The organism is Pseudoalteromonas ardens (assembly GCF_030125445.1).
Taxonomy (GTDB): domain Bacteria; phylum Pseudomonadota; class Gammaproteobacteria; order Enterobacterales; family Alteromonadaceae; genus Pseudoalteromonas; species Pseudoalteromonas ardens.
This window is the reverse complement of sequence record NZ_JASJUV010000006.1, coordinates 51,798-77,046: the sequence shown is the minus strand read 5'-3', so window position 1 is coordinate 77,046 and position 25,249 is coordinate 51,798. Positions and strand designations below refer to the sequence as shown.

The 25,249-nt window shown below is 47.2% G+C and carries 22 protein-coding genes and 2 tRNA genes; 12 read left to right on the top strand and 12 right to left on the bottom strand.

What is annotated here, in order from left to right; genetic code table 11:
• Window positions 1-18 precede the first annotated feature (18 nt).
• The 4 genes from QNM19_RS17570 to QNM19_RS17555 all read right to left on the bottom strand — a co-directional run bounded on the left by QNM19_RS17570 (window position 19) and on the right by QNM19_RS17555 (window position 4,623).
• Window positions 19-1,365, bottom strand: coding sequence for a sodium-dependent transporter (locus QNM19_RS17570; protein ID WP_049865697.1), 1,347 nt, complete (start codon window positions 1,363-1,365; stop codon window positions 19-21).
• A 188-nt stretch (window positions 1,366-1,553) separates the two neighbouring features.
• A complete protein-coding gene (locus tag QNM19_RS17565) occupies window positions 1,554-2,864 on the bottom strand; it encodes a sensor histidine kinase (RefSeq protein ID WP_049865698.1) in 1,311 nt (436 codons plus the stop codon).
• 99 nt (window positions 2,865-2,963) lie between these two features.
• Entirely contained in the window at window positions 2,964-3,671 is a 708-nt protein-coding gene (locus QNM19_RS17560) for a response regulator (RefSeq protein ID WP_049865699.1), read from the bottom strand.
• Window positions 3,672-3,816: 145 nt separating this feature from the next.
• Window positions 3,817-4,623, bottom strand: coding sequence for a hypothetical protein (locus tag QNM19_RS17555; protein ID WP_049865700.1), 807 nt, complete (start codon window positions 4,621-4,623; stop codon window positions 3,817-3,819).
• Window positions 4,624-4,803: 180 nt separating this feature from the next.
• Between QNM19_RS17555 and QNM19_RS17550 the strand changes: the two genes are divergently transcribed.
• Window positions 4,804-5,976 (top strand): serine hydrolase domain-containing protein, encoded by a 1,173-nt coding sequence (locus tag QNM19_RS17550; RefSeq protein WP_049865703.1) that lies wholly within the window; start codon window positions 4,804-4,806, stop codon window positions 5,974-5,976.
• A 3-nt stretch (window positions 5,977-5,979) separates the two neighbouring features.
• On the opposite strand, the gene yhbY is transcribed toward QNM19_RS17550, so the two are convergent.
• Window positions 5,980-6,276, bottom strand: a complete 297-nt coding sequence (gene yhbY, locus QNM19_RS17545; RefSeq protein WP_010385908.1) for a ribosome assembly RNA-binding protein YhbY — start codon at window positions 6,274-6,276, stop codon at window positions 5,980-5,982.
• Window positions 6,277-6,359: 83 nt separating this feature from the next.
• Between yhbY and rlmE the strand changes: the two genes are divergently transcribed.
• From rlmE to QNM19_RS17495, 10 genes are all read left to right on the top strand, one after another.
• Window positions 6,360-6,989 (top strand): 23S rRNA (uridine(2552)-2'-O)-methyltransferase RlmE, encoded by a 630-nt coding sequence (gene rlmE, locus QNM19_RS17540; protein ID WP_010385909.1) that lies wholly within the window; start codon window positions 6,360-6,362, stop codon window positions 6,987-6,989.
• Window positions 6,990-7,057: 68 nt separating this feature from the next.
• Window positions 7,058-8,992 (top strand): ATP-dependent zinc metalloprotease FtsH, encoded by a 1,935-nt coding sequence (ftsH, locus tag QNM19_RS17535; RefSeq protein ID WP_049865701.1) that lies wholly within the window; start codon window positions 7,058-7,060, stop codon window positions 8,990-8,992.
• 391 nt (window positions 8,993-9,383) lie between these two features.
• Window positions 9,384-10,229 carry a dihydropteroate synthase gene (gene folP, locus QNM19_RS17530; RefSeq protein WP_049865702.1) on the top strand — a complete coding sequence of 282 codons (846 nt, stop codon included), beginning with the start codon at window positions 9,384-9,386 and terminating at the stop codon, window positions 10,227-10,229.
• Window positions 10,226-11,566 carry a phosphoglucosamine mutase gene (glmM, locus tag QNM19_RS17525; RefSeq protein ID WP_058795019.1) on the top strand — a complete coding sequence of 447 codons (1,341 nt, stop codon included), beginning with the start codon at window positions 10,226-10,228 and terminating at the stop codon, window positions 11,564-11,566. Before folP ends, glmM begins: the two co-directional genes overlap by 4 nt.
• A 79-nt stretch (window positions 11,567-11,645) precedes the next feature.
• Window positions 11,646-12,389 carry a triose-phosphate isomerase gene (gene tpiA, locus QNM19_RS17520; RefSeq protein WP_284027014.1) on the top strand — a complete coding sequence of 248 codons (744 nt, stop codon included), beginning with the start codon at window positions 11,646-11,648 and terminating at the stop codon, window positions 12,387-12,389.
• Window positions 12,390-12,393: 4 nt separating this feature from the next.
• Entirely contained in the window at window positions 12,394-12,741 is a 348-nt protein-coding gene (secG, locus tag QNM19_RS17515) for a preprotein translocase subunit SecG (protein WP_284027013.1), read from the top strand.
• A gap of 10 nt (window positions 12,742-12,751) precedes the next feature.
• Window positions 12,752-12,837, top strand: a tRNA-Leu gene (locus QNM19_RS17510).
• An 82-nt stretch (window positions 12,838-12,919) separates the two neighbouring features.
• Window positions 12,920-13,005 (top strand) — tRNA-Leu (locus QNM19_RS17505).
• A gap of 102 nt (window positions 13,006-13,107) precedes the next feature.
• Window positions 13,108-15,099 (top strand): UvrD-helicase domain-containing protein, encoded by a 1,992-nt coding sequence (locus tag QNM19_RS17500; RefSeq protein WP_284027012.1) that lies wholly within the window; start codon window positions 13,108-13,110, stop codon window positions 15,097-15,099.
• Between the two features lie 112 nt (window positions 15,100-15,211).
• Window positions 15,212-16,189 (top strand): ATP-grasp domain-containing protein, encoded by a 978-nt coding sequence (locus QNM19_RS17495; protein WP_284027011.1) that lies wholly within the window; start codon window positions 15,212-15,214, stop codon window positions 16,187-16,189.
• 53 nt (window positions 16,190-16,242) lie between these two features.
• Here QNM19_RS17495 and QNM19_RS17490 read toward each other — a convergent pair whose 3' ends face one another.
• Complete coding sequence (locus QNM19_RS17490; protein ID WP_049865832.1) at window positions 16,243-16,473, bottom strand: hypothetical protein; 231 nt, start codon at window positions 16,471-16,473, stop codon at window positions 16,243-16,245.
• A 132-nt stretch (window positions 16,474-16,605) separates the two neighbouring features.
• Complete coding sequence (queC, locus tag QNM19_RS17485) at window positions 16,606-17,262, bottom strand: 7-cyano-7-deazaguanine synthase QueC (RefSeq protein ID WP_010385922.1); 657 nt, start codon at window positions 17,260-17,262, stop codon at window positions 16,606-16,608.
• Between the two features lie 230 nt (window positions 17,263-17,492).
• On the opposite strand from queC, the gene queE reads away from it, so the two are divergent.
• A complete protein-coding gene (gene queE, locus QNM19_RS17480; protein WP_040645553.1) occupies window positions 17,493-18,158 on the top strand; it encodes a 7-carboxy-7-deazaguanine synthase QueE in 666 nt (221 codons plus the stop codon).
• On the opposite strand, the gene QNM19_RS17475 is transcribed toward queE, so the two are convergent.
• From QNM19_RS17475 to QNM19_RS17455, 5 genes are all read right to left on the bottom strand, one after another.
• Complete coding sequence (locus QNM19_RS17475) at window positions 18,155-19,135, bottom strand: AraC family transcriptional regulator (RefSeq protein ID WP_049865831.1); 981 nt, start codon at window positions 19,133-19,135, stop codon at window positions 18,155-18,157. The genes queE and QNM19_RS17475 overlap by 4 nt on opposite strands.
• Window positions 19,122-20,501: an MATE family efflux transporter gene (locus QNM19_RS17470; protein WP_049865830.1), complete on the bottom strand. Its 1,380-nt coding sequence runs from the start codon at window positions 20,499-20,501 to the stop codon at window positions 19,122-19,124. Before QNM19_RS17470 ends, QNM19_RS17475 begins: the two co-directional genes overlap by 14 nt.
• Window positions 20,502-20,600: 99 nt before the next feature.
• Window positions 20,601-21,503, bottom strand: coding sequence for a substrate-binding periplasmic protein (locus QNM19_RS17465; protein WP_197094374.1), 903 nt, complete (start codon window positions 21,501-21,503; stop codon window positions 20,601-20,603).
• A gap of 192 nt (window positions 21,504-21,695) precedes the next feature.
• Window positions 21,696-22,664 (bottom strand): cysteine synthase A, encoded by a 969-nt coding sequence (cysK, locus tag QNM19_RS17460; RefSeq protein WP_049865829.1) that lies wholly within the window; start codon window positions 22,662-22,664, stop codon window positions 21,696-21,698.
• Between the two features lie 202 nt (window positions 22,665-22,866).
• Window positions 22,867-25,176, bottom strand: coding sequence for a carbohydrate binding family 9 domain-containing protein (locus QNM19_RS17455; protein ID WP_284027010.1), 2,310 nt, complete (start codon window positions 25,174-25,176; stop codon window positions 22,867-22,869).
• Window positions 25,177-25,249: the final 73 nt, after the last annotated feature.

Sequence of the window (25,249 nt, the reverse complement as noted above, 5' to 3'; positions counted from 1 at the left end):
ATTTGGGTTTGTCTTTTGTTACAGGGAATTGATAAACACCAGAGCGATAGCCAGCGGGCACACAAACTTGATGTACCAGGGCCAAATGCGCCAAAACAGTGATGAAGCAACTTCTGGGTGGCCAGTCTGGATTTCCTTGAGTAGCTTCTGACGGTGCCAGATCCAGCCTACAAAGATGCAGCACAGCATGCCAAGTAAGGGCTGACCAAACTGCGTGGTGAGTTTCACAACCAGGCCAAACAGGGTCGAGAAGTTGAGAATAATCGTCACGCTCACTGTCGCGATGATCCCTCCAATGATCCAGGTCGCCTGAGTTCTGGCCAGAGCGAATTTTTCAACCGCGTAGGATACCGGTGCTTCGAGCATGGAAATGGAGCTGGTTAGTGCAGCGATGCTCATCAGTGCAAAGAAGGCAAAACCGACGAACACGCCCACGCTACCCATGCCTTCAAATAAGGCCGGCAAAACCTGGAAAACCAAAGTGTCTTCTGATAACAACTGCCCGGTTGGTGAGAAGATCTCGACGCCCTGAGCTTGTGCTACGTACATCGCTGGAATGATCAGTAGACCGGCAACAAAGGCAATGAACACATCGATTAAAGTGACATATGCACCCAGTGACACGAGGTTTTCTTGCTTGCTGATGTAAGAGCCATAAATGATCATCACACTGGTACCCAGTGACAAAGAGAAGAAAGCCTGACCGAGTGCGCTTACCAGTAGAGCTGGATCCAGCAAAGAGGAGAAATCAGGAACCAGATAGGCTTTCAAGCCAGTCGTAGCACCATCCTGAGTCAGTACATAGGCAATTAATGAGAACAGAATGAGCAGCAACGCAGGCATCAGCCGCTTGGACCACTTTTCAATGCCATTTTCGACGCCTTTACTGATAATGGAGATAGTCAGGGCGACAAAGGCAAGCGTGAAACTGAGGTCCCTCAGCAGAGATTGCTCTGAAAGCCAGTGTGCCGCGCCTGTTGCCCCGACTGTGTTAGCTACGGGCTCAAAGGTGGCACTTAACATCCAACCTGCCACAATGGCGTAGAAACTCAAAATCAGTCCGGCACAAATAATGCCGCCAAAACCAACGAAAAACGCAAACTTCTTTTGCACCGGGTTATTACCCAGCTTTTGCAGTGAAGACACAGCATTAGCCTGACCGTGGCGACCGATAACCAGCTCAGCCATCAGTGCGGGATAAGCCAGACAAAACGCCAGGATCAAATACATTAATACAAAAGCGGCACCACCATTACTGGCGGTTTGAGTGGGGAAACCCCAAATGTTCCCCAGGCCTACAGCAGATCCCGCTGCAGCCATAATGAATCCGAAGCGAGAGCTGAACTCTCCGCGCACACTGCTCATATTCTTATACTTCTCTTTTTTAAAGACGGCGGCAACAATCTACTGTAATTAAAAGGAAATAAAAAGGCCTAAATTGCATTGATCTAACACAAGTTTTTGCTTAAATCCTGAGCGTAATCCGAAAAATCCAGTAGTGTATCTATCCGTAGTTAGTATCTAGCTGATTTATAGCACAAATCTAACGCTTGTCAGTCAGTCTTGACACTATTTCTCGGGGCTTTACAGGAAAATGTCAATGTGAACTTTGCGCCACCGAGCAGCTCAGATCTGCTAACACTGGCCTGTCCATGATGCCAGTCGACTACTTTTGCAACAATAGCCAGTCCTAAGCCGTAGCTTTTTCCCGCCCGGTTACGATGTCCTTGTTCCTGGAAAAAGGGGTTAAATACCTTGGCCCAGTTTTCTTCTTCGATGCCCGGGCCATCATCTTCGACCCGGATTTCAATTTGATGATCCAGCTGCTGAGCACTGACAATGATTTGCTTGTTGGCGAAATCACAGGCATTGCTCAATAAGTTGGAGATGGCTCTGGCCAACCAGTGGGGATCGGCAGCCAATTGTAAGCTTGCCGGGACTGAAACGCTGGCATTGATTTGCTTTTTAGCGAGTTTGGGGGCCATTTGCTCAACCACATTACCAATATAGGTGTCCAGTTGAGTGGGGGTAAATTTGAGTAGGTGCGACTTTTGTTCTAGGGTGGCAAAAGACAAATAGCTGGCCAGCATATCTTCCATCTGATCAAGATCTTTTTCCATCCGGTGCATCAGGGCGTGCACCTGCTCAATATCGTCTTCTTCAAAGGCAGCATCAAAACCGAATCGCAAACAGGCAACCGGGGTACGAATGTCGTGAGATAAACTGGACGCCATCAGCTTGTTTTCGGCAAGCAGCTTTTCTATCTGATTAGCCATGCGGTTAAAGGTCAGCTCAAGATCTTTGATATAGGTGAAGTGATTCACCTCAATGCGGGCGCTTAAGTCACCGCTTGCAAACTGTTTTGCTGCACTGACCAGCACTGCAAGTCGTCTGGCTAAAGGCGCGAGGATGACCCACATAAAAGTGCAAATTCCGGCATAAAAAGCCAGGGTTAAAAAGACATCTGAGTCATATTGTTCTGGTGGCTTTTCGAGCCTCAGTTCCAGGTAGTCGGGAGCCAGTGAGGGCGCAGACTTAAGCAAGTAGTAGCCGATGTCATCTTCTAACAGCAGCCCTTCGGGCTGCATCATCTGGTTTTTTAGTTCGACTGGTAACGCTAGGGAGTCTCCGGAGCTATAGGTGATGGGGAGGTCAAAGTCTTTACTCACTTGCTCCATATAGGCGGCTCGCAGTGTCTCTGGGATGGAGGCACTTTGATTGGTCACACCATACAGCAGTTTGGCCTGCCAGGCGAAGGCATCTTCTGCGGGTTCAGCTTGTTGGCTCAGGGTATCAAGCAGCCAGCCCAGTACCACAATTGAGATCAGAGCGCTCGCTAACAAATACAGGTAGAGCTTTCTCATCCTTTACTCCAAAGATAAATCCCACTACATAAGGTAGGCAAGGGACAGGACTGGGGTCCGCACTGGAAAAGGCGGACCTATAAATAGTTTAGAGTTGGCTTACCAGGCTGAAGGCACCAGCAGATAGCCTTTCCCCCAGATTGTTTTAATTTTTTCAGGGTTTTGAGGGTCATCGCCAAACTTTTTTCGCAGTGCGGAAATAAGCACATCAACACTGCGGTCCAGACCATCATATTCACGTCCTTTGGTGGCTTTAAACACGGCATCCCGGGAAACCACTTCTCCGGCGTTACTGGCCAGAAAATGGAGTAACAGATATTCAGCGCTGGAGACGTTCACTTCCTGATCCGCGACGATTACCTTACGCGCCTGAGTATCTATACGGAGATTGCCCACATTGAGCATCACTGCATTGGTATCTGTGCTGGTGTCATTTTCCTGGGCAACACGCATATTGGCTTTGATCCGCGCCAACAAAGCACGAGGGCGCACTGGCTTGATCACATAGTCACTGGCACCAACCTCCAGTCCAATCACTTCGTCCATCTCTTCATCTTTGGCTGTCAGCATGATGATGGGCTTGTTGTAAAACTGGCGCAACTCGCGACACACGCTGATACCATCCTGACCCGGTAACATGATGTCCAGTAAAACCAAATCCGGTTCGTGTTGTTTGACCATACCGACAACCTGGTCGCCGCGATAACAACACTCAGTGGTATAGCCTTGATTATTCAGGTAGTCAGCAACCCACTGTGCGAGTGATTCGTCATCTTCAACCAACAAAATTGTGCCGTATTGCTCCATTTGACTTCTCCTTTATTGCGCTTGCCTTGAATGCAGCTGGACAAGGCGTTCTCTATTTTGTTTGAATTATGTTCTTGCCTGCAATTATAAGTATGAATCACGTAAAAAGTGTAATTAAGTGTGTGTTCTTGTGTAAGAACCTCAGTTAAAGCAATACATTAAGCTTTTCTATCAGGCCGCGACTCAAATGATGCATCATGTCACTGGTTAGTGCACTTACTTCTGTTTTATTACATGCGCCAGCCGTTTTTACCAAAGGCGAAATCTGTGATTCCACCTGATAGGGTGGGATGTTGACTTCCTGATTGTATCTCGCGCGCCGGGCTTCTTCTTGATTTTGTTCGACAATGAAGGAAATCACTGCGTGTTCGTTTGCGACCTTCTCGGTTTCTGTGAAGGTATATTGCAGCGGAATACCCTGATACCCCGCACTGTTAATCGATGATTTAGCAAACCAAATGACATCAGAAGATGACTTGTGAGTAAGCCGCATGCTTAAAGACGCGATGATATTACTACACTGTTTACTTGGGATCGTTTGGGCGAGTTGCGCAATGTAAGGGTGAGGATCTTCAGGCTTATTGAGTACATAAACCTTATCCTTACCAAACGAGAGATCCATTTGCTGCACCACCAGATGGTAGTCACTGCTTTTTTGTGCAACGACTGTCAAGCCTTTGTCTTTTAGTAGTTGGATAATCTGCTTACGTAATGTATCTGTGACGCTCACTTTGCTGGTATCTATGTAAACTGTATTCCCACTCTTAACTGGGTGAGCAGGCAGCTGCACAGATTTGATCCGGGCAGATTCGAGTTCGGTGCTATATGACAGCTGGTAAACGGATTTAGTTAATAGCGGCTTTTTTGGCACGTCCAGTTTGGGGGCCATTGGCGGTGTTGCAATACACCCTGTGAGTCCGGCCAAGGCAATAATTGAAAGCAAACAGCGCATGACTTATACCTCTAAACTTAGTTTTATAGATCAGCACTTAGCTGCATTAAAACACGACAAACTATTTGGCACTATCCCCCGGGCCACATTGAAGAATTTCTATGACCAACAAGGATTGTCCGCGTGAGCAGTGCCAAACTTCATGATATTATGTGCAGCGTGTTAATGAATCGGATCATTATGAAGTCACTGCATCACCTTATTATTATTGCATTCGCACTGACGACTTGGGTCGTTCAGGCTAACCCAGACACCGAACAGCTGCGCTGGGAGCAATTTGTGAACGCATATTCTAAGCAACTCAAACAAAAACTAAAAGAAAAATCGATACCGGGTGCTGCTTTGAGCATTGTTCATCAGCAGCATGGTGATCATATTGTAGGCATAGGGAAAACCAAAGTTAAAAAAGGGCGTAACGTCACGGCTAACACGCGTTTTCGGCTAGCGTCGGTGTCCAAGACTTTTGCCGGTTCCCTGACCGCTAAGTTGGCAGCTCAAGGGGTACTCAATCTCGAAGATACCGTTGCGGAGCATCTTCCTATTTTTAGTGAGAGTGCCTACGGAAAGGCTAAGTTATATCACTTGCTAAGCCACTCCAGCGGTCTGGTACCCAACGCCTATGATAACCTGATAGAGTCACGTATGGCGTATGACAAAATTTATCCACGCCTGGTTGATGTTAAACATATTTGTCGGCCGGGCATTTGCTATGGCTATCAGAATGTCATGTTTAGCCTGATCGGCAATGTGATTGCACAAACAACGCAGCTTAGTTACGAATCCTGGCTCGAGCACTTTTTCTTTGCTCCTTTGGGTATGAAAGATGCGGGCTTAGGTCATGCGCACATGACCAGAGATGATAATTTTGCGGCGCCTCATGTGCGGGGGACTAAACGTTGGCACACCGCCAGGCTGAAGCCTCACTACTATAAAGTGGCGCCAGCGGCCGGTGTGAATGCCAGTGCCGCAGATATGGGACAATGGTTAAAGGCACAACTGGGTATATACCCTTCGGTTTTGTCGCTGGATGCGCTTACCATTCAGTCACGACCTTATACGCACACAAAGCGTGAGCTACGCAGGCGAGTGTGGCGTAATTATGTTGAGCAAGCACATTATGGGCTGGGCTGGCGTATCTACAGTTTTTCAGGTGAGTTAATGTATTACCACAGTGGCTGGGTACAAGGATATAGAACGGATGTGGCCGTGTTACCAGAATTGGGGATTGGCTTTAGCTTGCTGTTGAACGCTGAAAGTGGGGTCATCAACGGCCTGAGTACAGAGTTCATTCGTCAGGCCATTGAATTTAGCAGAACTGCCAGGGAGCAAGCTGATGCTCAGGCAGCCAGCTAGATGCTACTGGCGAGGTAGCTGGATTTTTTTATCTTCGCTTTGGCGATACAAAACGACGATATGTCCGATAGTTTGAACCTTATGGGCACCGGTTTCACGGATAATGGCTTCAAAGATAAGCTGTTTGGTCTCACGATCATTGGTCGGTACTTTGACCTTGATGAGCTCGTGGATGTCTAAACATTGCTCAATCTCTAACAGAACTCCCTCTGTCAGCCCGTTACCACCGAGCAAAACAACGGGTTTAAGGTCATGTGCTAACCCTTTTAGGTACTGCTTCTGTTTATTTGATAATGTCATATTGATACAATTTACTAATTAAGGCTTGAATTACCGCTATTCTAACGCCATCTAAAGAATATTACTAATGAGTTGCAGTTAATATGGCAAATAAAAAGCACTCAGCGAGCTCCAAACGCTGGTTAAAAGAACATGTTGAAGATCCTTATGTTCATGAGGCACAAAAGCGAGGCTATCGCTCACGTGCTGTGTTTAAGTTGGAAGAAATCCAACAGAAAGACAAATTGTTTAGACCAGGCATGCATGTTGTCGACCTGGGCGCAGCGCCAGGAAGCTGGTCTCAATATTTGGCGGAACAGGTCGGTGAGAAGGGCGAAGTAATCGCGTGTGACATATTACCAATGGACTCTCTGCCAGGCGTCGCCTTTTTGCAAGGTGACTTTCGCGAGGAGGCTGTGCTCAATGCCTTAATGGAGCGAATTGGTGGCAAAAATATTGATGTGGTATGTTCAGACATGGCACCCAATATGAGTGGCAACAACGTGATAGATCAGGCTGGTAGTATGTATTTGGTCGAATTGGCATTTGATATGTGTCATCAGGTACTCAAACCGAACGGGGCTTTTGCTGTGAAGGTGTTTCAGGGTGAAGGCTTTGATCAGTTTGTGCAGGACGTGCGTAATGCCTTTAAAGTGGTTAAGATCCGCAAACCAAAAGCGTCTCGGCCGCGATCTCGTGAAGTATATATAGTGGCGACGGGCTACAAACTGTAGTACAGTTGAAACGCTTTTAAGACGAATTTGAATTATTTTAGATACAAGAGGTTAACCCCTTGAGCGATATGGCGAAGAACTTAATACTCTGGTTGGTGATAGCAGTCGTGCTTATGACCGTATTTCAGAGCTTCAATGGTGGCGAACAAGCAGATCGCCAGACTAGTTATACTCAGTTTGTGAACGAAGTGCGTAGCGGTGTAGTCCGCGATGTCAACATCGACCGCACAGCTGGCACGATCACAGGGATCAAAAATAATGGTGAACGTTTTCAAACCATTATGCCGTTGTATGATGACGACTTGATCAATGATTTACTTAAAAATGATGTAAACGTCAAAGGGGTTGCGCCGGAAGAGCAGTCTTTCCTGGCTAACATCTTTATTTCCTGGTTCCCTATGCTGTTGTTAATTGGTGTGTGGATTTTCTTCATGCGTCAGATGCAAGGTGGCGGCGGTAAAGGCGCCATGTCATTTGGTAAGAGCAAAGCGCGTCTGATGGGTGAAGATCAGGTTAAAACCACATTTGCCGACGTTGCAGGGTGCGATGAAGCAAAAGAAGACGTTACCGAATTGGTAGACTTCCTACGTGATCCATCTAAGTTCCAGAAGCTTGGCGGTAACATTCCTAAGGGAGTGTTGATGGTAGGTCCTCCTGGTACTGGTAAAACTTTGCTTGCTAAAGCGGTAGCAGGTGAAGCCAAAGTGCCATTTTTTACTATTTCAGGTTCTGATTTCGTAGAAATGTTTGTTGGTGTTGGTGCGTCACGTGTACGTGACATGTTCGACCAGGCAAAGAAAGCGGCACCGTGTATCATCTTTATCGATGAGATCGATGCTGTAGGTCGTAAACGTGGTGCGGGTATGGGTGGCGGTCACGATGAGCGTGAGCAAACTCTTAACCAAATGTTGGTTGAAATGGACGGCTTTGAAGGCAATGAAGGTATTATTGTTATTGCTGCGACGAACCGCCCAGATGTACTTGACCCGGCATTGCTTCGTCCAGGCCGTTTTGACCGTCAGGTAGTAGTAGGCTTGCCAGACGTACGTGGTCGTGAGCAAATTCTGAATGTACACATGCGCAAAGTACCGCTTGATGAAAACGTTGAAGCGTCTTTAATTGCCCGTGGTACGCCAGGTTTCTCAGGTGCAGACTTGGCTAACCTGGTTAATGAAGCGGCACTGTTTGCTGCGCGTGGCAACAAACGTAAAGTGAGCATGGCTGAGTTTGACGCAGCCAAAGACAAGATCATGATGGGCGCTGAGCGTAAATCTATGGTGATGTCTGAGAAAGAAAAAGAAATGACAGCATACCATGAGGCTGGTCACGCGATTGTAGGTCGATTGGTTCCAGAGCATGATCCTGTCTACAAAGTGTCTATCATTCCGCGAGGTCGTGCATTGGGTGTTACTATGTATTTGCCGGAGCAAGACAGAGTAAGTCACTCAAAAGAGCATTTAGAGTCTATGCTATCGAGTCTGTATGGTGGCCGAATTGCAGAAGCCATTATATATGGAGATGACAAAGTAACGACGGGTGCCAGCAATGACATCGAGCGAGCTACCGATATTGCCCGTAAGATGGTAACGCAATGGGGTTTGAGTCCAAAGTTGGGTCCTCAGATGTACATGGAAGAGCAAGGCGAAATGTTTATGGGTGGCGGGTCGTCACGCATGGCTGGTGTGTCTGACGAAACTGCTAAGCTTATTGATGCTGAAATTAAGGATTTTGTTACCCGTAACTATGGCAGAGCGGAGCAAATTCTGAAAGATAATATGGATATCCTTCACGCGATGAAGGATGCATTGATGAAGTACGAAACAATTGATGCTGGTCAGATTGACGACTTAATGGAAAGAAAAGAGGTGCGTCCACCCAGAGATGCCCATGACCGTAAGCCAACTGATAGTGGCAATTCTGGTGCCTCTGCTGGTACTAGTAATGACGTTGAAAAGAGCGAAAGTGCCCCAGTATCGGGTTCTGAGCTTGATGACAAGTTATAATCTAAGTTAGAATTCAACAATTGAAAAACCCCGGCATTAGCCGGGGTTTTTTATATTTTAAGGATGACCTTTTTACCAGTTCGTCTAACGAGCGGCTTGTACTGGCTGATATTCTGCTTATCTTACGTTCAGCTGACGAATCCATGAAGCATAGGGAAATGACAGTCCGTCTAAACAATTACTGTGGCTAGAGCAAAGTGTTTATGTATACAGGTGATACTGAAAATTGGTGTCTCCCAGGCTTCTAATCGAGCCGAAACTCGACGAATTGGATTAAGTAAGCAGCCATTCATAAGATGTCAGCTAAGCTCTTCCCAGCGAGCACTTACTATCTTAATGTGGCAGTTTTTTATAAAATATGCTTATATAAAAGCAATTCAACAGGCGTATTATGCTTAAGCTTAAACTTCCTCGTGGTCGTACACTTGACCTTTCTACACCCCAGATAATGGGAATTGTTAATGTAACTCCTGATTCATTCTCAGACGGCGGCAAGTATTGTCAGGCTGACAGCGCTGTCAAACACGGTTTGATACTGCTTGAACAAGGGGCGAGTGTGCTCGATATTGGCGGTGAGTCGACACGCCCTGGTGCGCCTGACGTCGGATTAGAACAAGAACTTGAACGTGTTATCCCTGTAATCGAAGGCATTCGAGCTCAGTCAGACTGCATTATTTCAGTCGACACCAGTAAAGCTGAGGTGATGTCCGCTGCGATTGAAGCTGGTGCGGATATGATCAACGATGTGCGTGCGTTGCAAGAACCTGGCGCTCTAGACGTGGCTGCACGTTACGACGATGTTGCGGTGTGTCTAATGCACATGCAGGGGCAGCCGAGAACCATGCAGCTCAACCCCTGCTATGAGGATCTTTTTAAGGATATTAGCGCGTTTTTTCAGTCACGTATGACTTGCTGTGTTGAGGCAGGCATAACGCCTGATCGCCTCATTCTTGATCCAGGTTTTGGTTTTGGCAAAACACTGGAACATAACTTTTCATTGTTAGGACACTTATCTTACTTTGCCGAACTGCAACGTCCTATTCTTGCCGGGTTATCCCGCAAATCTATGTTTGGCAAATTACTTAATCGGGATACAGATGAGCGCTTGGCTGCAAGCCTGAGTGGGGCATTATTATGTGCCCAACAGGGGGCGCAGATTATACGTGTTCATGATGTTAAAGAAACCAATGATGTGCTGCGGGTTTGGCACGCAGCAACCCATGGAGTAAATAAATGACAACAAGAAAATATTTTGGTACCGACGGTGTACGCGGAATGGTTGGGGAGTTTCCAATCACACCTGAGTTTGCACTTAAACTGGGCTGGGCAGCAGGTAAAGTGCTGTCTAAATCTGGCACCAAGAAAGTAATCATAGGTAAAGATACGCGTATTTCAGGCTATCTACTGGAAACGTCTCTAGAGGCGGGGCTTATTGCCGCTGGCATTAATGTGGTATTGCTTGGGCCAATGCCAACACCTGCCGTTGCCTACTTGACGCAAACATTCCGCGCTGAAGCGGGCATTGTGATCAGTGCCTCGCATAACCCCTATCATGATAATGGAATTAAATTTTTCGGTGGTGATGGTAAAAAGCTGCCAGATCAAGTTGAGCTAGAAATCGAAGCTATGCTTGACGAACCTATGACCTGTGTGGCGTCAGATAAGCTGGGTAAGGCACGACGTCTGGAAAACGCAGACGGTCGTTATATTGAGTTCTGTAAAGGACAATTCCCCAATGAGCTCTCACTCGAGGGCCTTAAAATCGTTTTGGATTGCGCTAATGGTGCAACTTACCACATTGCGCCGGCAGTCATGCGTGAGTTAGGTGCAGAAGTGATCTGCACGGCATGTGAGCCAAATGGGGTTAATATCAATGAAAAGTGCGGTGCAACGCACGTTGATGCTTTAAAACGCCATGTACTTGAACACCAGGCCGATGTGGGGATCGCCTATGATGGTGATGGCGATCGCGTCATGATGGTGGACCATAACGGTCGTGTGTTTGATGGGGATGACATTGTATATATCATCGCGGCCCAAGCGCAGCGCAGTGGACAGCTAAAAGGTGGTGTCGTTGGCACTGTGATGTCCAATATGGGTCTGGAAAATGCGCTCAAAGAGAAAGACATTCCGTTTGAACGCAGTAAAGTGGGCGACCGTTATGTGTTGAGTAAACTTCAGGAGCATGGCTGGACAATTGGCGGTGAAAGTTCGGGCCACGTCCTGAATCTTGAACTTATCCCGACTGGCGATGGTATTGTGTCAAGCTTGCAGGTACTTGCTGCTATGGTTGCTCAAAACCAGACGCTCAAAGATTTAGGCGCTGGATTTGTCAAATATCCGATGAAAATGATTAATGTGCGTTATGCCAAAGGCACAGATCCCGTATCAGCGGATGAGGTTCAACAAGCGGTGAGGGACGTTGAGTCAGAACTGGGCGAAAAAGGCCGGGTCCTGTTAAGAAAGTCAGGTACCGAGCCCGTTGTTCGCGTTATGGTTGAAGCCGAACAGGAAAAGCAAGTTATTGACTTTGCCACCAAAATTGCTCAAGTCGTTGAATCTGTGAGCAACTAAACCAAAATCCACAATTTTTTCTTGTAACTTAGGGTGAGTGACGTTAGTATCTCACCCGCTTTCTGATGCGGAGTAATACATGGGACAGAGAAAGCCAATCGTCGCAGGCAACTGGAAAATGAACGGCTCTTTAGAGCTGATAAAAGAAATTGCAGCGGTGAGTGCTCAAATCGAAGAGCAGCAGTGTGAGGTATTAGTTTTTCCTCCTGCGGTGTTACTGTCTGAGGCAATATCAGCTGGTTTAAAATGTGGCACACAGACTGTGTCAGAATTTGATGCTGGTGCCTACACAGGTGAAATACAAGCCTCTTTAGTGAAATCCCTTGGTGCAAATTACACCTTAGTAGGACACTCTGAAAGACGTAGTATTTACGGTGAGTCCAACGAGGATGTCGCAAACAAATTTGCTCAAGCGCAGCAAAGTGGATTGACACCTATTCTGTGTATTGGTGAAACCCAAGAACAAAGAACAGATGGCAAGACAGAAGAAGTTGTTAAACAACAGCTTGAATCTGTTATTGAAAAATTAGGCATAGCATCACTGGTAAATTCTGTGATAGCATACGAGCCTGTTTGGGCCATAGGTACCGGTTTAACAGCCACACCAGAACAAGCTCAGGCAACGCATAAGTATATTCGTGACTTGTTACGTAGTTATGATGAACAGGTTGCAGACGCACTACGCATACTATATGGCGGCAGTGTTAATGAAAGTAATAGTGAATTATTGTTCGCACAAGCAGATATTGACGGTGGCCTGATAGGCGGAGCGAGTCTCAAACCTGAAAGCTTTAGCGCTATCTGTGAAAGTGCAAAGGGATAAGTAAATGTACGAGATTCTTTTGGTTATATATTTGGTCGTCTCGCTGGCTTTGATCGGCATGATCTTAATTCAGCAAGGCAAAGGCGCCGACATGGGTTCATCCTTCGGTGCAGGTGCTTCTGCAACCGTGTTTGGTTCATCAGGTGCAGGTAACTTTATGACCAAAACGACGACAATTCTTGCGACGGTATTTTTCGTCCTGAGCATTGTGTTGGGTAGCTTGACAGCCAGCCAAATTAAGCAGGCTGACGAGTGGGAAAACCTGGAGGCGCCTGCTTCTACGGTAGTACCTGCTAATCAAGATGTACCAGCGTCAGAAGAGTCTCAAAACAACTCAGACGTCCCAAACTAAAAACTTCTTAGCGAACGTGGTGGAATTGGTAGACACGCCATCTTGAGGGGGTGGTGAGCATAGCTCGTGGGGGTTCAAGTCCCCCCGTTCGCACCAATCTTAGAGCCAGCGATGCACTGGCTCTCTCATAAAATATGAGTTAAGTCGTATTTTAAACGACAATGCATTACACCGAATTGCGAATGTGGTGGAATTGGTAGACACGCCATCTTGAGGGGGTGGTGAGCATAGCTCGTGGGGGTTCAAGTCCCCCCATTCGCACCAATCGGTTATCTAAAATCCTTTCCTACTCCTAAAAATGCCCAAATTTAAGCTACTTAGATGCGATATTCCGCTCACATGGGTTACAATAAAAGAAATTAGTTTGTGTTTCTTTTTATGCATTTTCCTGCTCATTTTATTTCCAAAGTATTCCATGGCGTTAGAGCAATCGACGTATGCCCGCAAGGGATAAGAATACTCAAGGCCGGCGGCGAAAAGCTGATTGCCTGGGAACAGCAACATCAGCCTCCCGTCATTTCGCTGGATTGGTTGGGGGCACGCCTTGTGTGTCACGAGCAGGACAGAGTGCTGACTATCCGGATCAAATATCACCCCGCTCCTCAAATGCAAGCTCAGCTTGAAACTTTCTGGTTAAACACGCATAAAGCACGCCTGATCTCCTCAGTAACGGCTTTGGAGCAACTGCTGCAACACAGGTATCTGTCTGTGCGTTATTGGGCTACAACTCGATCAGTCATAACCGAGCTGGCAAAGTACTGGAGTGGCTGGCAAAGTGAGCCAGACATGGATGAGGACCTTGTCCAGGCTCAATATACGGTGACTGAGATGCATTGCTGGCATGACGAAGACCTGGCTCAATTCAGAGAAGCTTTTATCCAGGCCCAGTTGCGTCGTTATGAGGGCTTTTTTGATACGGTGTGTGAGCATCCTTTGACTCACTCACAACGTCGAGCGTGTGTGGTACAGGATGAGCGCCAGCTGTTGCTTGCTGGGGCGGGAACCGGAAAAACCAGTGTGATGGTGGCCAAAGCAGCTTATCTGCTTCATTCACAGCAAGCTCAGGCTGAGCAAATACTGATGCTTGCATACGGAAAGGAAGCGGCTGTTGAGATGCAGCAACGGCTGGCTCACAGTAAAGTCGCGGTGGAGTGCGCTACATTTCATAGTCTTGGGCTGGAAATCATTGCTCAGGTCGAAGGTAATAAACCGACCTTGTCTGCCCTGTGTCAGAGTGATGCTGCCAGGGAGCAGTTTATTGCTGAGACCCTGGCGTCTTTATGTCAGGAGGCTCAGTATCAGCGTGACTTAATGGCGTTGCTGAAAAGCCAATTCTGTGAAACTGACAACAGCCAAAAGCTCGATTTTACTTCCCGTGCGGCGACCAAACTGATCCGTCAATTTTCAGAGGCGCTGAGCTTCTACAAACAGGCCTTATTTTTGGGTAAAACACAGTCACTGAGTCATGAATTTGCGCTCTGGACGAGCTGTTTCAGGGCTGTGCTTACCGACTATCAGCTTTATTTGCAAAAAGAGCAATGTATCGACTTTGATGACATGATCACGCGTGCCATCGAGTATGTGCGCAGTGGCAAGTTTAACAGTCCCTGGCATTACATTCTGGTTGATGAGTTTCAGGATATTTCTCCGCTTCGGGCTGAGTTGCTCAAGGCGCTGTTGGCACGCAACAGTAAGAGCGATTTGTTTGCCGTCGGAGACGACTGGCAGGCGATATACCGTTTTAGTGGCGGAGATATTTCCATGACGACTCATTTTTCAGAGCACTTTGGTGAGGCCACGATCCAACAGCTTGATATGACATTTCGATATCCGCAGCAGCTACTGGATATTGCCAGCGAATTTGTGTGTCAGAATCCAGCTCAGTTGATTAAGCGGGTTAACTCGAGCCAAGTGGCCAGTTGCCCCGTGTTGATTGCGCGCCCTGAGGAGGAAGATGCGCTAAGTATGGCAATCGATGGATTTATGAGCCTGACGGCAGAGCCTTGTTCAGTCTTGTTACTGGCACGCAATCACAAATTTTTACCATCCGCAGAAGTAATGACCAAACTTTCTCAGCGATTTCCTCGTGCGCGTATAACGGCGCTGACTTTTCACGGCGCTAAAGGAAAAGAAGCCGATTTCAGCATCTTATTGGGTTTACATAACAACAGCGTGCCCGCCAGGCAGCAAAGTGCAGCCATCATAGAGGCGTTGTTACCAGCGCGAGAGTCGTATCCAGATGCGGAGGAACGCCGTTTGTTCTATGTTGCACTGACCCGTGCCCGACGACAAGTCTGTTTGCTGGTGCCTGATGATCCCAGCCCGTTTATTGACGAGACACTGGCATTCGTAAACTGACCCCTTAACTGGTAATTCTCTTATCCTGACGACAAATAAATTTTGTTGTACTTTGGGGCAATTGATTTTCATAATCCGCGCTTTGAATTTCAAGCGAGCAAAGAGCACCCCAATGCGTGGATGGATTATATACAAAGACTCGGCAAACCTTTTAAAGCCAGAAACTTACGAAATTAAACGCCTACTGGAAGTTGCCCAGGAGGAGAACATAGATCTGCAGGTGTTTTCTCCAGACCAGTTTGACCTGCTGGTATCCCGTGAAGACGATCAGAGTGTTTTGATCGATGGCGAGCCGGTATCGCTGCCCGATTTTGTGTTACCACGTATGGGCGCCGGTACAACCTATTTTGCGCTGGCGATTATTCGCCACCTTGAGCGGCTTGGCGTTCACTGTTTTAACAGCTCAGAAGCGACTGAAACGGTGAAGGATAAGCTGTTCGCACAGCAGATCCTGGCACAGCAAAATTTGCCGACGCCAAAAACTATGCTGGTGAAGTTTCCGGTGAATATTGATCTGGTTGAAAAGCAGATTGGATTCCCGGTGGTGGTAAAAACGCTGTCCGGCTCTCAGGGCAGTGGGGTGTTTTTGTCAAAAACACGCAGTGAGTTTGACGACTTAATGCAATTGATTGAAGCGACCAGTCCGAAAGCAAACATTATTCTGCAAAAATTCATTAAGTCGAGTCATGGCAGAGATTTACGCGTATTGACGATTGGTGGACGTGTGGTTGCCTGTATGGAACGAAACTCGGGCGGTGCGAACTTTAAAGCCAATGTGAGTGCGGGCGCAAAGGGCCTGTCACATCCGATCACCCCCGAAATTGAATGGCTGGCAACGCAAACGGCGAATATTCTTAATCTGGATATGGCAGGGATTGACCTGTTATTTGATGAAGAGCATTTTAAGATCTGTGAAGCCAATTCCAGTCCGGGTTTTGAAGGCTTAGAAGCTGCGGTTGATGTGGATGTGGCCCGGGAGATCCTGCACTTTATCCGGATTCGTTTGGGGATTTTTGACAAGAAAAAGCCAAAGTCCTCTGAAGCCAAAAAGCTGGTTACTAAGCCACAGTCTACGCCAACCAGCGCTTAACTTTCAGAACGATTGAGAGCCCAAGTGATACCAGCTGCCATTGCTGGCTGGTATCATAGTTTATTGATTTCTTTAGCAACCTGGTAGCCATCATCGGTGATGATCTGCTCAAGTGTTGCTACACGTGCTTTGAGTTGCCGAATTTCATCTTGCATGGCCTGTTTTTCGGCCTGGCTCATTCCGTCAAGCTTTTTCATTTCCAGACGTTTAGTAAAGATATCTCGGATAACACCGAAACCGACAGCCACTAAGACAATTAGAAAAACCATGGTTGTACCGGACATACCTGTGATTCCTTTTTTCACTTTGATAGTCCTAGCGTAGCAAATTATCGAACAGAGGTCTTGAGCGGATCTGTTTCAAGATATGATTTCGTCAGTGGGCGTAGCGTGTGCCCACTGAGCAAGTGAGGAGCGTTATTCGTAAGGTAGGGGATCACTGGCTTGATTTAATGTAAAAGCTTCCAGGCGCTCCTGGCAGGCACCACACTTACCGCAGGCCTTCTCACGGCCATTGTAGCAGGTCCAGGTTTTACTGTAGTCGAGCCCCATTTTCAGACCGTCTGTGAGGATCTCAATCTTGCTGTTGTTCAGGTATGGGCAAACAATTTCAATTTCTTCATAGTTTGCGATGCGGCAGACGTCGTCCATTTTCTTTACAAACTCAGGGCGACAGTCCGGATATATTGCATGATCGCCTGAATGGGCACCGTAAAAGACTTTACTTGCTTTGAGCGAAACCGCATAGCCAACCGCCAGAGACAGCAAGATCATGTTGCGGTTTGGTACCACAGTGCTTTTCATGCTTTCTTCTTCGTAATGGCCTTCTGGTACTTCAATGTCATCAGTCAGTGATGAACCACCGATCAGCTGGTTAATTGCGGAAATGTCCACGATTTTATGAGCCACACCGAGTTCGTCGCAGGCTTGACGGGCAACTTCGAGTTCTTTTACATGGCGCTGGCCATAATTAAAAGACAGCGCATAGACCTCATAGCCTGATTTAAGTGCCTTGTTCAGGACTGTATATGAATCCATTCCACCGGAATAAATAACAACGACTTTTTCGCTCATAGGTTTGCCTCGTTTGTGTGCTCGAATACTCACTGACATTGCTCGCGATTTTAATAGAGGTTTATGTCAGGGCGCGATATACTACACGGCCGCTGAAAAAATGACAATCCGACGGGTCAGATAATGCCTGTTTTTCAGCGTTATGGCTTTTGCCAGGGTAAAATGTAAACGTTATTAAGTCGTCATGTGTCCGGTTTGAATCCGGGATGTAAAGTGAGTTCGGAGCTGTTTTGTACAAGATAAATGAAGTGTTTGAAACCATCCAGGGTGAAGCCAGCCACACTGGTGTGCCTTCCATTTTTGTGCGCTTACAGGGATGCCCTGTGGGTTGCGCCTGGTGTGATACCAAACAGACCTGGGAGGTCGACCCCGTTTATCTTGTTAGCTTGGATCAAACGGTAGAGAAAAAAGCGGATTCAGATTTTTGGGCCAATGCCACACCTGAGCAACTACTGGCCTTGTTTGAAGCGCGTGGCTACACCGCAAAGCATGTGGTGATCACCGGGGGCGAACCTTGCATGTATGATCTCAATCCGTTGTGCGACAAGCTTCATGCTGAGGGGTATCAAACTCAGGTAGAAACCAGCGGTACTTTTGAAATTCTGGTGCCTGCGCAAACCTGGGTCACGGTATCTCCTAAAATCAATATGCGCGGCGGTTACAAAGTCCTGGCAAGTGCGATGCAAAGAGCGGATGAGATTAAACACCCGGTCGCAATGGAGAAGCACGTAGAAGAGCTGGAAGCCTTGTTCGAAGAGACCGGGGTTCAGCCAAAGCTGGTATATCTGCAACCTATCAGTCAAAAAGCGAAAGCGACCAAGCTGGCCATTGATACCTGCAAGCAGAAAAACTGGCGCTTGTCCGTGCAGGTCCATAAATACATTGGCATCAGTTAATCGGGCGTAGTCTTAGCCAGCGGTTTTACTTTTAACCAGATCTCCAACGCAATCATGCGTTTTGAAGGGTCTTTGTTATGGTTGTTGTCAACCGGCCGGTCGTAATGCTCAATGAGCGGGGCGTCGTCCGGCTCAAACCCGCTGTTCGGTAACCAGGCTGCGTAGAGGGCCAGCTGAAAAGGCAGCAGGTTGCTCACTAAGTCATGGTAGCGAAAAACCGCATACTGGCCCGCAGCTAACGTACTTAGTCTGAAAGGGTTTTTAACTTTGTCTTTTAATCCCGCGGGGATCACCAGCGCACCGTCATATCTGGCTTTATCCAGCGGGGTAAAGAGGGGGTTGTCATGACCAAATCCGAGCTTAGTGATGCTGCGTGAGCGCAGACCATGCACCTGGGCCCACTGATTTAGTTGCTCCCAGCATTGCCAGATCCCATCAAGGTGATAGCCTTGCGGCGCTCTGAGTGTGCACAAGTCCATCTCATCAATCTTCATAATCCGGCTGGCCTTGGGTGTTATGTCAGGTTGCTTGGCAGACACCTTTTCAGCTTGCAGTCGCATCAGTAATTCAATATTCATCTTCTGCACTTCAAGGTGCTCTGCCAATTGCTTTTTCAGCCGCTCTGTTTTTCTGACGCTGATTGGTGTAATGCCATAGTGTTCTTTAAAAGAGCGTGTGAAGTTAGCGCTACTTGAATAGCCGCAGTCCAGCGCAATGTCAGTTACGCTTTTTTCGGGGTGAAAGAATAGTAAAGAAGCGGCGCGTTCCAGCCTGACCCGATTACTGTATTGGGTCAGGGATTCCCCCATCAGGGCAGAAAAAATGCGCTGTAAGTGGCACTTAGAAAAGTGGCTGAGCAACGAGGCTTTTTCAAGACTAACAGGCTGGTCCGGGTGGCTGTGAATATAAGCAACCACAGGTTTCAGACGCTGATAATATAAGTCCCGATGTTTCTCCTGCCGATCAGTTTTTTGCACTGATAATCTCCAATTTGTTTGAGGTTGTTTTTTGGTAGTGAAACCAACACAGGCTACAGGTCGCCAGCGCCGTGATGACGTCGGCGCTGACTATCGCAATAAAGATCCCGTTCAGGTCAAACCACAATGGCAGTACAAAAAGCAACGGCGTAAACACAAATATGATCCTGAATGCACTATAAAAACTAGCCCGGCGAGGGTCGCCAATTGACTGATAGAAGCCGCTGGCAACCAGCATTAAGGCGACGAGTGGCAGTCCCCACAGTGCGGAGTGTATCATTTCCTGACCCTGATATATCAGTAATGACTGGCTGGTAAACCAGGCCATGATATTTGGGGCAAACAAAACAAGTTGGATTGTCACGAGTGTGGCATACAGCATCATTGATATGAGCGCGATTTCAATTGATTTACGCACTCGTTCGGTGTTTTGTGCTGCAAGGTTGTAGGCACATAAGGTTTGAAAGGTAACTAGCATGGCAACTATGGGCAGAGTTGCGAAGGTTAGCACCCGACTTAGCATACCGTAAGTGATCACCCAGGTTTCTCCGGCGGTTTGCATGAGCTGAAAATTCATGATGGCCGTTTGCCAGCCCAGGCAGAGATGCGTGATCAGTACAGGTGTCCCTGTCAACACAATAGGTAACCAGGCTTTATAATCAACCGCAAAATCAATGGGGGTAAATCTGTCTGGTCTGAGTAGCAGGTATAAAGCCAGTATCAAGGCGATAGCCTGCGATACCACCGTGGCGAAAGCTGCGCCGGTAACACCCCACTCAAATACGGCAATAAACACGTAATCCAGCACAATATTGAGCCCGGAGGCCGTTAACATTATCAGCATGAGCTTATGCGGTTGGCCTTCTGCACGAAAAATATCTCCCAATACAGGCAAAATTATCGCAACAAAACTGCATAGCATAATGGGGTGAAGGTAGGCGTAAGCGTCGGCTTTGAATACCGGGTCGACGCTGAGCCAATTTAGTATCTCAAGAGGGTAGAGCCAGCCTAGTATCAGGAGAATTACGCTTAATAGCATGGCCATTTGTAAGGTGTGGCCAATTATGATCCCGGCTTTGGCTCTTTGTTTGGCGCCCAGCAGCCTGGTAACCATGGTTGCCATGCCGGCAGAGAGCATCGCGGCTAGCGCGGCGATCCCCATTTGTACAGGGAACACCATGGCAACCGCGCCCAGTGCCTGTTCGCCAACAAAATGGCTGATAAACAGGCCATCAATCAGGTTGTACAGGCCGATGACCAGCATACCGATACATATTGGAAAAAAATGTTTCAAAAACAAGATGGCGACCGGCTCGGTCGCGAGGTGCTCTGAACTACTAGACGAGCGATTTGGATCAACAGACATCCATCATTACCTGATATTGAATTAATGTCTGGCTAGTCTATTGCGCTCATTCTATGAAAAATATTCAAATCTTGCGCACTTGAGCAAAGTAAGTATCAGTTAATAACACTCTGAACTGCCCATTTCGATGATGCGATCGGTCTCACCACTGTTTTTAAACAGATAAAGGCCTTTATTGAGGTCATTCAGGACGCCACGCCAGTTGGGCTTGGCTTTACTGAGTGCAAAATAAAGATTGTTGTACCTCAAAGCTGGCTCCACATTTTCCAGCCCCCTTAATAAGGTGACCTTTTCAGATTTAGCCAAATCTGAATAACTTACGGTAAAGCGCAGCACTTTGGGATCGCCAATAATCAGGTCAACACGTTTACCTATCAGCAGCTTAACCAGTTGTAAATCATCGACGGCTTCGACAATGATGAATTCATTGTTGTCCATCATGGCGTCAAACTCAGGGGTGTTCTGATAGCCCCGCACCACACCTATGGTAGCGCCTTTGAGTGCATTGAGGTTGCCCTCAAAGCTGTCTGACTCACCGCGACGTTTTAGCAGGGTAATTTCACCACCCGGGTATGCATTAGACAGTGCCAGTAATTCACGGCGTGTTTTGCCGGGGTAGTTATCAGAGGGGGAGGCATCTTCGATAAAGTACTCAGGAAAGAGAATGTCAGCCCGGCCGGACTCAACGGCTTTGACAGCGCGGGCCCAGGGCAGGAATTCGACATAAACAGGGTAGTCCTGATCCGCCAGTAAGGAGATTGTAAATTGAAACACCCAACCTTTGTTGCACAACTGGTCGCCAATATAGGGAGGCCAGTCCAGTGTTACCAGATGCAATAACGGCTTATCTCCGCTTTTATTGTACAGGTACCCATTTTTATATTGCTCACCCTGAACCATCAGGTACTTGCCTTGTTTAAAGTAGCCGACATTCAAGCTCGCAAAGGCAGTCACAGAGACGCTGCACAATAACAGCAACAATAGCCGGGTGAGTATTTTCATAACCTGTTTCCTGGTGCGCACAATTGAGATAAAAGCGTTTAAAAATAAAACGATGAGTTTGCTTTTAGGCTACATCGATTATTCATTAAGTCTAGACATTATCACGCTAAAAGGAAGGGAAGAAGACAATAAGGCCAGCATTTAGCTGGCCTTATTATAGACAATTAGTCTAACGAGCGTGAGGGATTCAGATTACTGAACCAACTCCTGATCGGTGAACTCATCAGCAAACATTGGGCTCGATAAGTAACGCTCTGTTGCACTTGGCAGAATAACGACGATGTTCTTGTCTGCATTTTCAGGCTTCTCTGCCAGGCGCTTTGCGGCAACCACAGCAGCACCAGAAGAAATACCGACTAAGATACCTTCGTCTTTCATTAGCTGATGCGCCATTGCAATCGCATCTTCGTTTGACACTTGTTCTGTGCCATCAAGCAGCTCAAGATCCAGGTTGCCAGGAATGAAACCTGCGCCGATGCCCTGAATTTTGTGCGGGCCAGGCTTCAACTCTTCACCAGCCAGAGCTTGAGAAATAACGGCTGAATCAACCGGCTCTACCGCAATTGATTTAACGTCCAGGCCTTTTTCTTTCTTCAGGAAGCGAGTTACACCAGAAATTGTGCCACCTGTACCAACACCGGCTACGAAGTAGTCGATTGCACCGTCCATCGCTTCGAAAATTTCAGGACCTGTGGTCTCTTCATGGATTTTCGGGTTAGCCGGGTTCTCGAACTGTTGCAGCAGTACGTATTTTTCAGGGTCGCCAGCCAGGATTTCATTGGCTTTCTCGATGGCGCCTTTCATACCTTTAGCACCTTCAGTTAGTACCAGGTTTGCACCTAGTGCTTTTAGTAGCTTACGGCGCTCAAGACTCATGGTATTTGGCATGGTCAGGGTTAGCTTGTAACCACGGGATGCTGCAACGAAAGCCAGTGCAATACCTGTGTTACCAGAAGTTGGCTCGATCAGCTCTTTGCCTTCGCTTAGCAAACCGGCTTTCTCGGCTTCCCAAATCATAGAGGCACCGATGCGGCACTTTACGCTGAAGCTCGGGTTGCGAGATTCAATTTTGGCAAAGACATTGCCACCAGTTACGCGGTTAAGTTTAACAATCGGGGTGTTGCCAATTGCCAGGCTGTTATCTGCAAAAACGTTCGACATAATTTTCCCTTCAATGAGCTAAGGATATTTAATACTAGTCACACTTTACTGGGGCTGGAGCAAAACAAAAGGAAAGAATGGCTATAAGATATATTAAAAAGGCTTATGCCCTGATGGAATAAAAAAATAAATATGTATAATAAAAGAGCAGTAAAGGCCCGGGCAGAGTAAATGTGTCTGATCAGGCCTTACCGTGTCAGGTTTACAGCAACCAGGCGTAACTAAACTTGGCAAAAAACGTCTTGTTGTCTTTGCTGATTTTACTCAAATCGTCATCCTGATACCCATTGTCTGAATAGCCGGCAAAAAACACGGTCTGCGGATTCAGCTTATAAGCGTAAAGTAATTGGGTGCTCAGTCGTTTATAGTGACTGTCTACATCATCAATGTAGTTGGCCTGATTACGGCGAATATCCGTTTTAATGAAGGCCAGCCTCAGATAACTGTTAATGTTAAACTGATAGGTGAAGCGCACGTCGCTCAGGTTCGCTGTAAACACTTCCATACCTTCAGCGGTGAGCTTTTGATACGTATGACGAAGTCGGATCTCAAAGTGCTGGCCAAGGTAGAAGTCCAGCAGTGGGCGTATGTAACGCTCGTCCGCCATGCGATTATTGGCTAAATCAACGCGGTTACCTCTACGTAAGGTGAGCCCACTGAATACGCCTGGTGCGGGTTTACTCTCCAGGTAAATCCATTGCGTGTTTTCGGTAAATAAATCCGTGTTGCCATCAATGGCCAGGCTGGTTTCGTCATGGCGTAATCCGGTACGCTTACGATGGTCGAAACCAAAATCAATGATACTTTGCAATGGTCCGCTGATAGCAATATTACTCTGGACTTCTTTTTCCAATAATTCACCGTTTTCATTGTGGCTGATATCCCAGTCAGTATACCAGCGTGTGCGGTTCCACCAGGTGTTTTCGTCACCATACCAACGGTATTCAAACCCGGTAATAAACTTATTGAAGTCTACTTGCGACAAGAACCCCATGTCGGCACGCAGCGCGGCATCATAGTTGCGATAGCTGGCAAAGGCTTTCCAATGCTTGCGGTTATGACGATAGTCCAGCATATAACCCAGGCCTTGATTATCATCTTCAAGCTGAGTGCGCAGTACGCTTTCGTCTATTTCACACTCTTCCAGGATTTCGTCATCACAAAGCTCTTTGACCATAGCCGGATCATAGTCTGTTTTTGACGTTAAGATCTGTGCTTTGAAGGTATCGTTAGCAGTGGGCTCGTATTTACCGTCCAGGCTGAACAGCTGATTCTTGTAATCATTACTTTGCCGGGTTGTGGTTAATGCGCCCACAGAGAGTGTCTCGTCGGCATCATAGCGGTAGCGCAGTGCGGCATTTTCACTTTTTTGTTCTAATGAAACGACATTGGAGCCCAGGTTTCCCGGCACCATCACATTGGTAAACTCATCGTTAGTGACAAAAGCGGCATAGGTGTGGCCTTGCTTGCTACCGGTCAGTTTGGCACCGTAATCCGGCGCAGCAATGTTACGGGTGTGCAATAAATTGATGTGTGAGGAAAAGTAGTCTGCATTGTCGAGGAAGAAGGCCCGTTTTTCCGGGAAGAACAAGCTAAAGCTGTTATTTACACTGAGTTGACCATTGTCGGCTTCTACCTGAGAAAAGTCCGGGTTGAGCGTTGCATTCATTGTTGTGTCTGGGGTGATTGCCCATTTGACATCCAGCCCGGGTTCATAGTCGGTGTCGTTTTCCCAATCCGGGATCGTGCTGCCGTCAATGTCTCTGGTTTGCTGGCGACTGACAACCATAGAAGGTATCACGGCAAGGTTGCTGCTTTGCTGTGCGCCAGAAAATCCGGTGTATGCTGGCATCTGGCAAACCCAGCATTGATTTTCGTGGGCGATTTGCATGCTGGAAATGCGCAGCCTTTCGCTACGTGGGTAAAAGCGCAGAAACTCCATGGCCATAGTTTTGGTGTCCTGGCTGTTATCAAAATTGAGTACACGTAAGGGGATCTCTACTTCAACCACATACCCAGATTCATTGATTTGTCCGGCAGAGTCCCAGATGCCATTCCAGGAATCGTCCTCGCTGCCACTGAGTACATTTTCTATCGAATCTTGTTGAACACCCAGTGGGTTGATGAAAAATTGATAAGCACTGCGACCTGTGTTGAAGGAGTCTATTTTTATGCCGACCAGGTCATCGTTCCAGTTGCGGTCCCGGTCACGGAAAAACGCCCTGATCTGACTGGGGTCTGGATCTTTGGCATCAAACGCCAGAAATAGCGACTGACCATTTTCGAATACCCGTACACTGGTTTTTACCGGGCTTGGCGCATTTTCGTAAGGCCAGGTGACATTATCGATGGCAACCACTTTGGCCTGTTGCCATATAGTCTCGTCTAGTTTTCCGTCGATGGATATGCTGGCATTGAGATAAGGAATAGCAGGCTCCGCTGCAAAGGCGCTGGCACTGAACCACAAAGAGGGAACAGTGAAGCACAGTGAACTAAAAATTTTATTTAACATTATTAGAGAGTTCGATAGCACAACTTTGATGGTGCATTAAATAACAGAGATACAGTGTGAACAATTGTTTATC

Bases quoted from the DNA above. Each gene is read 5' to 3' on its own strand.
- ftsH (WP_049865701.1), top strand. From the start codon at position 7,058: ATGGCGAAGAACTTAATACTCTGGTTGGTGATAGCAGTCGTGCTTATG.
- QNM19_RS17550 (WP_049865703.1), top strand. From the start codon at position 4,804: ATGAAGTCACTGCATCACCTTATTATTATTGCATTCGCACTGACGACT.
- secG (WP_284027013.1), top strand. From the start codon at position 12,394: ATGTACGAGATTCTTTTGGTTATATATTTGGTCGTCTCGCTGGCTTTG.
- QNM19_RS17465 (WP_197094374.1), bottom strand. From the start codon at position 21,503: ATGAAAATACTCACCCGGCTATTGTTGCTGTTATTGTGCAGCGTCTCT.
- QNM19_RS17555 (WP_049865700.1), bottom strand. From the start codon at position 4,623: ATGCGCTGTTTGCTTTCAATTATTGCCTTGGCCGGACTCACAGGGTGT.
- tpiA (WP_284027014.1), top strand. From the start codon at position 11,646: ATGGGACAGAGAAAGCCAATCGTCGCAGGCAACTGGAAAATGAACGGC.
- folP (WP_049865702.1), top strand. From the start codon at position 9,384: ATGCTTAAGCTTAAACTTCCTCGTGGTCGTACACTTGACCTTTCTACA.
- yhbY (WP_010385908.1), bottom strand. From the start codon at position 6,276: ATGACATTATCAAATAAACAGAAGCAGTACCTAAAAGGGTTAGCACAT.
- QNM19_RS17495 (WP_284027011.1), top strand. From the start codon at position 15,212: ATGCGTGGATGGATTATATACAAAGACTCGGCAAACCTTTTAAAGCCA.
- QNM19_RS17560 (WP_049865699.1), bottom strand. From the start codon at position 3,671: ATGGAGCAATACGGCACAATTTTGTTGGTTGAAGATGACGAATCACTC.
- rlmE (WP_010385909.1), top strand. From the start codon at position 6,360: ATGGCAAATAAAAAGCACTCAGCGAGCTCCAAACGCTGGTTAAAAGAA.
- cysK (WP_049865829.1), bottom strand. From the start codon at position 22,664: ATGTCGAACGTTTTTGCAGATAACAGCCTGGCAATTGGCAACACCCCG.
- QNM19_RS17490 (WP_049865832.1), bottom strand. From the start codon at position 16,473: ATGTCCGGTACAACCATGGTTTTTCTAATTGTCTTAGTGGCTGTCGGT.
- QNM19_RS17570 (WP_049865697.1), bottom strand. From the start codon at position 1,365: ATGAGCAGTGTGCGCGGAGAGTTCAGCTCTCGCTTCGGATTCATTATG.
- QNM19_RS17470 (WP_049865830.1), bottom strand. From the start codon at position 20,501: ATGTCTGTTGATCCAAATCGCTCGTCTAGTAGTTCAGAGCACCTCGCG.
- queC (WP_010385922.1), bottom strand. From the start codon at position 17,262: ATGAGCGAAAAAGTCGTTGTTATTTATTCCGGTGGAATGGATTCATAT.
- QNM19_RS17565 (WP_049865698.1), bottom strand. From the start codon at position 2,864: ATGAGAAAGCTCTACCTGTATTTGTTAGCGAGCGCTCTGATCTCAATT.
- glmM (WP_058795019.1), top strand. From the start codon at position 10,226: ATGACAACAAGAAAATATTTTGGTACCGACGGTGTACGCGGAATGGTT.
- QNM19_RS17455 (WP_284027010.1), bottom strand. From the start codon at position 25,176: ATGTTAAATAAAATTTTTAGTTCACTGTGCTTCACTGTTCCCTCTTTG.